This window comes from Qipengyuania pelagi, from assembly GCF_009827295.1.
GTDB lineage: Bacteria > Pseudomonadota > Alphaproteobacteria > Sphingomonadales > Sphingomonadaceae > Qipengyuania > Qipengyuania pelagi.
The window spans coordinates 1,447,232-1,458,711 of record NZ_WTYD01000001.1 but is presented as its reverse complement, the minus strand read 5'-3'; the positions used below and the strand labels follow the sequence as shown (position 1 = coordinate 1,458,711).

9 protein-coding genes are annotated in these 11,480 nt (G+C 64.7%); 5 read left to right on the top strand and 4 right to left on the bottom strand.

Annotation, left to right across the window (positions count from 1 at the left end):
• Nucleotides 1-74 precede the first annotated feature (74 nt).
• From recA to alaS, 4 genes are all read left to right on the top strand, one after another.
• Nucleotides 75-1,136: a recombinase RecA gene (gene recA, locus GRI47_RS07210; RefSeq protein WP_160660609.1), complete on the top strand. Its 1,062-nt coding sequence runs from the start codon at nt 75-77 to the stop codon at nt 1,134-1,136.
• A 433-nt stretch (nt 1,137-1,569) separates the two neighbouring features.
• Nucleotides 1,570-2,196 (top strand): glutathione S-transferase family protein, encoded by a 627-nt coding sequence (locus tag GRI47_RS07205; RefSeq protein ID WP_160660608.1) that lies wholly within the window; start codon nt 1,570-1,572, stop codon nt 2,194-2,196.
• A gap of 4 nt (nt 2,197-2,200) precedes the next feature.
• Complete coding sequence (locus GRI47_RS07200; RefSeq protein WP_160660607.1) at nt 2,201-3,028, top strand: methyltransferase domain-containing protein; 828 nt, start codon at nt 2,201-2,203, stop codon at nt 3,026-3,028.
• A gap of 66 nt (nt 3,029-3,094) precedes the next feature.
• Entirely contained in the window at nt 3,095-5,752 is a 2,658-nt protein-coding gene (gene alaS / locus GRI47_RS07195) for an alanine--tRNA ligase (RefSeq protein WP_160660606.1), read from the top strand.
• A gap of 76 nt (nt 5,753-5,828) precedes the next feature.
• On the opposite strand, the gene GRI47_RS07190 is transcribed toward alaS, so the two are convergent.
• The 4 genes from GRI47_RS07190 to GRI47_RS07175 form a co-directional block, all read right to left on the bottom strand.
• Nucleotides 5,829-6,011 (bottom strand): hypothetical protein, encoded by a 183-nt coding sequence (locus GRI47_RS07190; RefSeq protein WP_160660605.1) that lies wholly within the window; start codon nt 6,009-6,011, stop codon nt 5,829-5,831.
• Between the two features lie 44 nt (nt 6,012-6,055).
• A complete protein-coding gene (locus tag GRI47_RS07185) occupies nt 6,056-6,547 on the bottom strand; it encodes a hypothetical protein (protein ID WP_160660604.1) in 492 nt (163 codons plus the stop codon).
• Nucleotides 6,548-6,560: 13 nt separating this feature from the next.
• A complete protein-coding gene (locus GRI47_RS07180; RefSeq protein WP_160660603.1) occupies nt 6,561-8,321 on the bottom strand; it encodes a cation:proton antiporter domain-containing protein in 1,761 nt (586 codons plus the stop codon).
• A gap of 207 nt (nt 8,322-8,528) precedes the next feature.
• A complete protein-coding gene (locus GRI47_RS07175) occupies nt 8,529-10,109 on the bottom strand; it encodes a bifunctional GNAT family N-acetyltransferase/carbon-nitrogen hydrolase family protein (protein WP_160660602.1) in 1,581 nt (526 codons plus the stop codon).
• 112 nt (nt 10,110-10,221) lie between these two features.
• On the opposite strand from GRI47_RS07175, the gene GRI47_RS07170 reads away from it, so the two are divergent.
• Nucleotides 10,222-11,442 (top strand): FAD-dependent oxidoreductase, encoded by a 1,221-nt coding sequence (locus GRI47_RS07170; RefSeq protein WP_337190659.1) that lies wholly within the window; start codon nt 10,222-10,224, stop codon nt 11,440-11,442.
• Nucleotides 11,443-11,480 lie beyond the last annotated feature (38 nt).

Below are 11,480 nucleotides of genomic sequence, written 5' to 3'. Positions count from 1 at the left end.
TGGAACAGAAGCAGTACATACCGCTTCGGTTGATGAGTCGATCGCGGCTCTAGGCAGAGAAGAAGGGACATGTCATGGCGGCCAGTCTGAAGCTCGTGGATAGCAAGGAAAATTCCGTGGACCGTCAAAAGGCACTCGACGCCGCGCTCGCGCAGATCGATCGCGCATTCGGCAAGGGTTCGGCGATGAAGCTGGGCCAGAAGGAAGCGATGAACGTGGAATCGATTTCCACCGGATCGCTCGGCCTCGATATCGCGCTCGGTGTGGGCGGCCTGCCCAAGGGCCGCGTGGTCGAGGTCTACGGGCCGGAAAGCTCGGGCAAGACCACGCTGGCGCTGCATGTCATCGCCGAAGCGCAGAAGGCCGGCGGCACCGCCGCCTTCGTCGATGCGGAACACGCGCTCGATCCGGTCTATGCCAAGAAGCTGGGCGTGAATATCGACGAGCTGATCGTCTCGCAGCCCGATACCGGCGAACAGGCGCTGGAAATCACCGATACGCTGGTTCGCTCCAACGCGATCGACGTGCTGGTGGTCGATTCGGTCGCCGCGCTGGTTCCGCGTGCCGAGATCGAGGGCGAGATGGGCGATAGCCATGTCGGCCTCCAGGCGCGCCTGATGTCCCAGTCGCTGCGCAAGCTGACGGGTTCGATCAACCGCTCCAAGTGCATGGTGATCTTCATCAACCAGCTGCGCATGAAGATCGGCGTGATGTACGGCAATCCCGAGACGACGACCGGTGGTAACGCGCTCAAATTCTACGCCTCTGTCCGTCTCGACATCCGTCGCACCGGCCAGATCAAGGATCGCGACGATATCATCGGCAATGCGACGCGCGTGAAGGTGGTCAAGAACAAGGTCGCCCCACCGTTCAAGCAGGTCGAATTCGACATCATGTATGGCGAAGGGATCTCCAAGATCGGCGAAATTCTCGATCTCGGCGTCAAGGCGGGGATCGTGGAGAAGTCCGGCTCATGGTTCAGCTATGACAGCATCCGCATTGGCCAGGGACGCGAGAACGCGAAGAATTACCTCAAGGAAAATCCCGAAGTTTGCGACCGGTTGGAAGCCGCCATTCGCGGCAAAACTGACGAAGTCGCCGAGGAGATGATGACCGGTCCTGACGCGGAGGACTGAGCGTTTCTTCTCAAGCGGGTGCCACGGCCTTCCCAGCGACAGGCCGAGTCCCGAAATAGGCATCCGAACACGCGGAAAGCCGGTTCCGGCGAGGATTGTCCAAGGGACACTTCGCGGCACCGGCTTTTCGCGTTTTTACGCGGTGTGTGGCGTGTCTTCTGCATCTTCCGTTTCAGCTGGCGAGGGCGGGATAATTTCACACGAAGACCCGAAGACACCAAGCCACTTTTCGTCCCGCCGGGCCGCTAAGGCACAGCTCCCGCTTCCGGTGAAGCTGCGAGCGCACGTCACTGACCTGCACTCTTCGTGTCTTCGTGTCTTCGCGTGATGAAAGCCGACCAGTCCACGCTCTCTCCCCGCGTGAAGACCATTGTCGCCGCCCACGGCACGCGCCTACACACGCTTTACCCCTATCAGTTCGCGGAGCGTGCCCATGACCATCACCGTCCACCATCTCAACAACAGCCGCTCGCAACGCATTCTCTGGCTGCTCGAGGAGCTCGGGGTCGATTACGACATCGTGGCCTATCAGCGCGACGCCACCACCAATCTCGCCCCGGCGGCGCTGAAGGACGCGCACCCGCTCGGCAAGTCACCGCTCATCGAGGACAATGGCCGCCGCGTCGCGGAAAGCGGGGCGATCATCCAGTATCTGTGCGAACGGCATGGCGGCGAAGCCTGGCTTCCCGATCCCCAGAGCGATGCGCATATCGATCATCTCGAATGGATGCAGTTCGGCGAGAGCAGTTTCTTCGTGCCGGTCATGCTGAAGCTCTACGCCGGGCGCCTCGGCGAGGCCGCGGCCCCGCTGATGCCGCGTATCGACGAACAACTCGGTGCGCATGTCGATTTTGCCGAAGCGGGGCTTTCGGACGATCTCCATTTCGTCGGCAGCGACTGGTCGGCGGCCGACGTCATGATGAGCTTCCCCGCCGAGATCGCGGTCATGCGGGGTTATGCCGAGCGGGCGCCCAAGCTCGCTCGCTTCGTCGAAGCCGTCCACGCCCGCCCGGCCTGGCAGCGCGCGCGCGAACGTGGCGGCCCCTATTTCGGCTGGTGACCCGGTGACGGGAGCGAGCGAATGGACCGGGCGGGTCGGCGGAACCTGGGCGCGCGAATGGGAGCGAACCGATCGCAGCTTCGGAAGTCTGACGGCGCGCCTGCTCGATCCGGCGGCGATCGGGGATAGTAACAGCGCGCTCGATATCGGATGCGGCGCGGGCGAAGTCGCGATCACGCTGGCCGCGCGCAATCCCGCGGCCGAAATCACGGGCCTGGATATCTCGCAGGATTTGCTAGGTGTCGCACGCGAGCGCGGATCGACCTTTGATAATCTCACCTTTCGCGAAGGCGATGCAGCGCGCTGGACGCCCGCCAACACCGCTAGAGCACCCAATCTCCTGATCTCGCGCCACGGCGTGATGTTCTTCGACGAGCCCGCTCCCGCCTTCGCCCATCTCAGGACCATTGCCGCAAAGCGCGCCCGTCTGCGCTTTTCCTGTTTCCGAGAGCGCGCCGAAAACCACTGGGTCTCGCAGCTTCAAAGCGTCACGCCTGCAAGCTCTCCACCTTCCGATCCCTACGCCCCCGGACCCTTCGCATTCGGCGAGGAGGGGCGGGTCCGGGACATTCTGACCGCAGCCGGTTGGCGTGATGTCACGCTCGAACCCTATGACTATGCCATGATCGCCGGAGAGGGCGAGGGCGCGCTCGACGAGGCGGTCGCCTATTTCCAGCGCATCGGCCCGGCGGCAGGCGCGATCGCCGATCTTGCGGGCGTGGCGCGCGACCGGGCGATCGAGGCCTTGCGCGCCATGCTCGCCGAGCATCTTTCGCAGGGCCGCGTCTCGCTCCCTGGGTCTGCCTGGATCGTCACCGCCCGCGCCGATTGACGCGCTCGGCTCGCCTCATGCCATTCCCGGCTTGTCGCTAAGCCCGCGATTGCCTAACTGCCGGGCATGACTTCGACCAACGACATCCGCCGCTCCTTCCTCGATTATTTCGCCGGTCAGGGGCACAAGGAGGTCGCCTCCGCACCGCTGGTCCCCTTCAGCGATCCCACGCTGATGTTCGTCAACGCAGGGATGGTGCCGTTCAAGAATTCGTTCACCGGCCTCGAAACCCCGCCCGCGCCGCGCGCCACCAGCGCCCAGAAATGCGTGCGTGCCGGGGGTAAGCACAACGATCTCGACAATGTCGGCTACACCGCGCGGCACCACACCTTCTTCGAGATGCTGGGCAATTTCAGCTTCGGCGACTATTTCAAGGAGCAGGCGATCCACCACGCCTGGACGCTGCTGACCAAGGAGTGGGGGCTCGATCCCGAACGCCTGCTGGTCACCGTATACCACACGGACGACGAGGCGTTCGAGTTGTGGAAGAAGCTCACCGGCTTCGCGGACGAGAAGATCATCCGCATCCCCACGAAGGACAATTTCTGGGCCATGGGATCGGACGGGCCGTGCGGGCCGTGTTCCGAAATCTTCTACGATCACGGCGATCACATCTGGGGTGGCCCTCCCGGATCGCCGGAAGAGGACGGGGATCGCTTCGTCGAGATCTGGAACCTTGTCTTCATGCAGTTCACGCAGGAAGCGGACGAGATCGTCGGCGACCTGCCCAAGCCCAGCATCGATACCGGCATGGGGATCGAGCGCGTCGCGGCGGTGATGCAGGGCGTCCACGACAATTACGATACCGACACCTTCAAGGCTCTGATCGCGGCGAGCGAAGGGTTGACGGGCGTCAAGGCCGAGGGTGACCGCACCGCCAGCCATCGCGTGATCGCCGATCACCTGCGGTCCACCAGCTTCCTTCTGGCCGACGGCGTGCTGCCGTCGAACGAAGGGCGCGGCTATGTGCTGCGCCGGATCATGCGCCGCGCGATGCGGCACGCGCATCTGCTCGGCGCGGACAAGCCGCTGATGCATCGTCTGGTGCCCGAACTGGTGAGCGAGATGGGCGCGGCCTATCCCGAACTGGTGCGCGGGCAGGCGCTGATCCAGGAAGTGCTGGAGCGCGAGGAGACGCAGTTCCGTCGCACGCTCGACAAGGGATTGCGCCTGCTCGACGAAGAAACGGGCGATCTGGGCGAGGGCGGCACGCTGCCCGGCGAAACCGCGTTCAAGCTCTACGACACCTATGGCTTCCCTTACGATCTGACCGAGGATGCGCTGCGCAGCCGCGGTATCGGCGTGGATCGCGAAGGGTTCGATGCCGCGATGGCGCAGCAGAAAGCCGCCGCCCGCGCTGCCTGGAAGGGTTCGGGCGAGGCGGCGAGCGATGAGGTGTGGTTCGACATCGCCGAGCGCGAAGGTTCGACCGAATTTACCGGCTACAGCTCGACCACGGGCGAAGCGGCGGTGGTGGCCATCGTCAAGGACGGCGCCGAGGTCGACAGAGCGGCTGCGGGCGATCAGGTGATCGTGCTGACCAACCAGACCCCGTTCTATGGTGAGAGCGGCGGCCAGACCGGCGATGCGGGGCGCATCTGGACGCCCGATGGCCTCGAATTCGCGGTCGAAACGACCAATAAGCCCTTGGGCAGACTTCACGCGCATGTCGGCAAGGTGATCAAGGGCGAGGTCAAGGTGGGCGATGCGGTCCATCTCCAGATCGATGCCGACCGGCGCGATCGCATCCGTGCGAACCACTCGGCGACCCATCTGGTTCACGCAGCCCTGCGCAATGCGCTCGGCGAGCATGTCACGCAGAAGGGCTCGCTGGTGGCGGACGATCGCTTCCGCTTCGATTTTTCGCATCCCAAGCCGCTGAGCGCTGAGGAAATCGCCGATATCGAGGCCGAGGTGAACGCGGAAATCCGCGCCAACGAACAGGTCTCGACCCGGTTGATGACGCCGGACGATGCCGTGGCGGCGGGCGCGCTGGCGCTGTTCGGGGAGAAATATGGCGACGAGGTCCGCGTTCTCTCGATGGGTCGCAAGCCCGATGGGAGCCGTAACTTTTCGGTCGAATTGTGCGGCGGCACCCATGTCGAGGCGACGGGTGATATCGGCCTGTTCCACATCGTTTCGGAAAGCGCGGTCAGTTCGGGGGTGCGCCGGATCGAGGCGCTGACGGGCGATGCGGCGCGCCGCTGGCTGCTCGCGCGCGACGAGGCGGTGAAGGCGATCGCCAGCGCGCTGAAGACCGCGCCCGACGATGCCGCGGCGCGCGTCACGGCGCTGGTCGAGGAGCGCAAGCGGCTCGAAAAGGAGCTGGCCGAAGCGAAACGCGCTCTGGCGCTCGGCGGCGGCGGCGCTGGTCCGGCGCAAGCCGCAGACGAGGATATTGGTGGCGTCACCTTCTCCGGCCAGACGATCGAAGGTCTCGATCCCAAGGAATTGCGTCCGCTTCTCGACGAGGCGAAGTCCCGCATCGGATCCGGGATCGCGGCGATCTGCGCGGTCAATGATGGCAAGGCGGCGTTCGCCGTGGCGGTGACGGACGATCTGATCGGTCGCTTCAGCGCGGTCGATCTGGTGCGCAAGGGCGTCGAGGCACTCGGCGGCAAGGGCGGGGGCGGCCGCCCTGATATGGCGCAGGGCGGCGGACCGGATGGTTCGCAGGCCGATGCGGCAATCGCGGCGGTGCGCGAGGCCCTAAGCGCCGGATAGGAAGCGAGCCCGCAATAGAAAACCGCCCGCAACCGGGTCGGCGCGGGCGGTTTGCTTTTCTTTTACCGGCTGTCCGTCAGGCGCTCGGCGTCTTTTTCGTCACGCCGCTGCTGCCCTGTTCGAGATCGTTGCCGCCCGTATCGCCGGGCTGGCCGCGCCCCTGATCGACTTTCGCCGTGCTCTTCAACGGGTCCTGCACGTTCTGCGGCTTGAACTTCTCGTCATTGGGCGTCGGCTTGGTGGGATCGGGATTGCTCATCGCATTTTCTCCTTTCCCTTCCAATGCATGAGCGCGCGGATCGTTCAATCTCTCTCCGGGCCGAGCTGGCGATAGAGCGCGCGCAGATCCCGTTCGCAGGACGCGAGACCCTCGGCTGCGATCAGGCTTTCCCGACTGCTCGCCATCGTTTCGAGGCGCTCGACGATATCCGCCACTTCGCCGCCGCGTGCCTCCGCGCGGCGGGCGAGGAAGAGCAGGTCGCTGACCGGACGCATGGCGAGAAAGTTTTCGACCATGGCCGGCAGAAGCGCGGGATCGCTGCGCCAGTCGCGTCCTGCAAATAGCGTTTCCACGACATGCTGGCCAGCGCCGAAGCATTCGTAGCGGATGCAGCCCGCGAACCCTTCTTCCTCGCGACGCTCGTAGATCGTACAGAGCCCGTCCCGCCCGAGCTTGGGGCAGGGTTCACCCGCAGCCTTGCGTGCCGAGAAGCCCGGCATATCGTCCGATGGATAGGCGATGCAGCATAGCGCCGCGCAGCGCGAGCAATCGGCGCGTGTCTCGATTTCACCCATGAGATGCCGTCCCTCAATCGCTCGCGGTGCTGCTGCGCAGTTTGGGGCGATAGCTGAGCGCGCCTTCCTGTTCGATCTTCACGCGGTATTCGTCGCGCTGTTCGTGGATGGAGGCGATCACCGGACCCATCGGCACGCCGATATCGACGAGGACCGCCTCGCTCAATTGCAGCGAGCTTTCGAGCGTTTCGGGCACCGCATGGCTGGCCCCGGCGCGGTAGAGTTCGGCCGCGTGGCCGGTATCGCGGGCGCGCGCGACGATCAGCAATTGCGGATAGGCCTTGCGCAATTTGGCGACGAGGCGCGCGGCCAGCACCGGCTCGTCCATGGTCAGCACCACGGCGAGCGCGCTTTCGATGCCCAGCTTGTCGAGCGCATCGCTGCGCGAGGCATCGCCGAAAGCCGCGCGGAAGCCGCGGCGCTTGGCGCTGGCGATCAGGTCGGCGTTCGAATCGATCGCGACATAGGGTTTGTCGTGCGTTTCCAGCATCCGCGCGATCAGGCGACCGACGCGGCCCGCTCCGATGATGATGACGCGCGGGTTGCCTTCATCCTCCGGCGGCAATTCCGGCATGGGTTCGACCCGCCGGGCGATCGCGCGCCCGACCAGAGCGAGGACCGGCGTGATGGTCAGGCCGATGGCCGTGACGATCTGCCAGAACTGGGCCGTCCCGGGCTGGATCAGCAGCGCGGAACTGGCCGCCGCGAGCACGATCAGCGTGGTTTCGGACGGGCTCGCCATCAGGATGCCCGTCTCCGCCGCCGTCGATCGCCGCGCACCCATCAGACGCAAAAGGATACCGGTGATGAGCGCCTTGAAGACCAGCACGCCGACCACGGCGGTCGCGATTGAGGCTAGGTTTTCCCAGATCGTGGCGAGATCGATGCTCATCCCGACCGTGATGAGGAAAATCCCGAGCGCAAGGCCCTTGAAGGGTTCGATGATCGCTTCGACCTCGCCATGATATTCGGTCTCCGCGATCAGGAGGCCGGCGATCAGCGCCCCGACGATGGGGGACAGGCCCGCAAGCGCGGTGGCGAGGCTGGCACCGATCACGACGAGCAGGCTGGCGGCGAGGAACAGCTCCGGGCTCTTGGTGCGCGCGGCCTGCGCGAACAGGCGGGGCAGGGCGATCCGCCCGGCGATCAGCAGCACCGCGATCACGACCCCGCCGACGACGAGCGTGTCGACCAGCCCCTCCCACCCTTCGGCCTGCGCGGTGGGGGCCATGGCGCCGAGGATGAAGATGATCGGCACGATCATGATATCCTCGAACAGCAGCATCGACAGCGCCGAGCGGCCCACGGGCGAGTGCGTGCCCGATATCGGCAGGACGATCGCGGTGGAGGAGAAGGCGAGCGCGAAGCCCAGCGCCAGCGCCCCGGTCCAGTACTGGCCGATCATCGCGAGGACGATCGCCAGCATCACGCCGGTGACAAGCAGTTCGAGCGCGCCCAGTCCGAACACCAGCCTGCGCATCTGCCACAATCGCTTGAAACTCAGTTCCAGCCCGATGGTGAACAGCAGCAGGATGATCCCGAATTCCGCGAAGGGTTCCAGCGCCTCGGGATCGGTGATCGTTATGTGACTGAGCCAGGGTCGTTCGTAGACCAATTGTCCGAGCCCGAAGGGGCCGACCGCGATGCCGATCAGGATGAACCCGATGACGGGCGTGATGCGGAAGCGGGTGAAGACCGGGATGACGAGCCCCGCCGCGCCGAGGATCACCAGCGCATCGGATATCATCGGGGTCGCTTCGATCTCGCCGGCCATGGGAGCGTCCTATAATGCGGGGCGGGGTTGCGCCAGTCTTGGGGGCGTGAGATTTTCTATCGGCGCGGTCGTTATGCGACCGCCTTGGATTGCCGCGCGACCTGCGGTCGCTCGCAATGACGAAGATTGGCGGCCAATGCAGCCATCTTCGTCATCGCGAGGAGCGAAGCGACGCGGCGATCCAGCGCGCAACGATGCTTCGAAAGCCTAGCCCCCGCCGACGGTCTGCGTGCCGAGCGGTTCGGCGCGCGGGCGGGTCTTGCCCGGATGCGCGCCATCCTCGTCCCATTCGATCCGGTAGAGATCGAAGCGCCGGTCGGCGAGGTTGCGCACCGTGCCTTCCGCGCGCGCCCAGCTGAGATCGGCGAGGTTGATGTCGCTTATCGTCAGCGTCTCGACATTCTCGCTCGCCTCGGCCGCGATCCCGTCGCGCGCGAAGGGGAAGTCGCAGGGCGTCAGGATGCAGCTCTGCGCGTACTGGATGTCCATATTGGCGACATTGGGAAGGTTGCCGACATTGCCGGACAACACCACGAAGCACTGGTTCTCGATCGCGCGCGCCTGCCCGCAATAACGCACCCGCAGATAGCCCTGGCGGCTGTCGGTGCAGAAGGGGACGAAGATGATCCGCGCGCCTTCGTCCGCCAGCTTGCGGCTCAGTTCGGGGAATTCGCTGTCATAGCAGATCTGCACCCCGATCGGGCCGCAATCGGTCTGGATCACGTCGATCGTGTCGCCGCCGCGAATGTTCCACCAATAGCGCTCGTTCGGCGTGGGGTGGATCTTCTCCTGTTCGTGCACCGATCCGTCGCGCAGGCAGACATAGGCGACGTTGTGGATGTCGCCATCATCCATCCGCGTCGGGTGCGAACCGCCGATGATGTTGATGTTGTAGCGCATCGCCATTTCGGAAAGATCGGAACGGATGCGCGGTGTGTATTCGGACAGGCGCTCGATCGCGGCGACGGGAGAGAGTTCCTCCGGCTCGAAGCTCAGCAATTGCAGCGTGAACAGCTCGGGGAAGACGATGAAATCCGCTTCGTAATCGGATGCGACGCCGACGAAATACTGAATGGCGCGCAGGAACTCGTCGTAATCGGCGACAGCGCGGGCCTGCAACTGGCAGGTCGCCACGCGCACCGATTCGACGCCGCGCGGCAGGCGCTTCTTCACCGGCTGGTCGCGCTCCACATACGGATTGCGCCAGACCATCATCACCGCATTCCCGCGCGAGGCCTTGTCCTCGGGCAGGTATTTGCGCATCACGCCCTGCGGTTCGAACCCGTTGGCGAGCTGGAAGCGCAGCACCGGATCGTGCAGCTTTCCGGCGACGAGGCGGTCGAGATAATCCTCCGGGCTTTCGACCTTGTCGGTCTTGCGGCGGCGCGCCCGGTCGTAACCCGGCATCCGGCCCCCGAAGACGATTCCGGTAAGATCGTTCTCCTCCGCCAGCGCGCGCCGTTCTTCGTAGAGGCGGCGCCCGATGCGAACGCCACGCACCTTGGGATCGACGCACATCTCGTAGCCATAGAGCCAGTCCCCGGTCGGATCGTGGCGGCTGCCGTAACCGTTGCCGGTGATCTCGTCCCAGTCGTGCGGCGCGAAGGCCACCGGCTCGGGCAATTGCATGGAGGCGCAATAGCCCACCACCTCATCATCGAGCAGCGCGACGAAACACCCATCGGGGAAGTTGTTGATCTGGCCGCGAATTTCGCTCTGCTTGTAGGGCGGTAATTCGGTGTAGACGCGGCGGATAAGCGCGGCGATCCCGCGGATATCCTTGATCATGGCCCGTCGGACTTCCAGGCGGGCCTTGGTTTTGTTGGTGGTTGAGATCGGACCGTCTCCTGTATGCAGTGTTCCACGGGCGCTAATGCCTGAACAAGGGAGCGCGTCCAAGGTGCCAAATCATTCCGAATTGCCGGTAATCGTCGTCGGAGGAGGCCCGGCGGGCATATTTGCCGGAATGTTGCTCGCCCGCGCGGGCGTCAAGGTGACCGTTCTGGAGAAGCACGCGGACTTCTTCCGCGATTTTCGCGGTGACACGGTCCATCCCTCGACACTCGATCTGTTCCATCAGCTCGGCTGGCTCGATGAGCTGCTGGAAATCGAACACAGCAAGGTCGAGAGGATCGGGCTCAGGATCGCAGGCGAGCAACGTGCAATTGCGGACTTCCGGCACCTGCCCGTGCCAGCTCCCTACATCGCGATGATGCCGCAATGGGACCTGCTCGATTTTCTGACGGGCAAGGCGCGACGATACCCCGGATTCGAATTGCGTACGGGGACAGAGGCTGTCGCCGCGCATAAAGATGGCAAGGGGCGGATATCGGCGGTCGAAACGAAGGCCGGGGAAGTGCTGCCCGCGCGGCTCGTGATCGCAGCCGATGGCCGGCGCTCGATCATGCGCGAAGAGGCGGCGCTGCCGCTCGAGCGAATCGGTGCACCGATGGATGTCCTGTGGTTCAGGCTGGATCGCCCCGAAGCTCTCGGTCCGGAAAGCTTCGGCTCGCTGGCCGCGGGCAAGTTTCTCGTCCTGATCAACCGGCGCACTTACCTTCAATGCGCGTTCCTGATCCCCAAAGGCACGGCGGATGAGATCCGCGCGCAGGGCATAGAGGCGTTTCGCAATCGCCTGCACGGTCTGGTGCCCGAGCTCGATGGGGCGATCGCGGCGTTCTCCGATATGGACGAGGTGAAGCTTCTGAGCGTGGCGCTCGACCGTCTGACACGGTGGAACCGTGACGGGTTGCTGGCGATCGGTGACGCCGCCCATGCGATGAGCCCGATCGGCGGGGTAGGGATCAATGTCGCTGTGCAGGATGCAGTGGTCGCCGCAAATGTGCTGGCGGCACCGCTTGCGCGGGGAGACAATCCCGATCCGCTTTTGCCGCGCGTGCAGCAGCTGCGCGCCCGGTCGGTCCATTACACGCAGAAGATGCAGAAGCTCGTGCAGGATCGCATCATCTGGCCGATCCTCCAGCGCGATCAGCCGATCGACCGTGCGCCACTTCCCGTGCGGCTGATCGATCGTGTCGGTCCGTTGCAGCGGGTGCCTGCCAAGCTCATCGGGCTGGGTATCGACCGACCGCATATAGAAAGCCCCGACGCCTACGAGTGAGGCGCCGGGGCTCGATTCTCACGGAACCTGTATTCCGG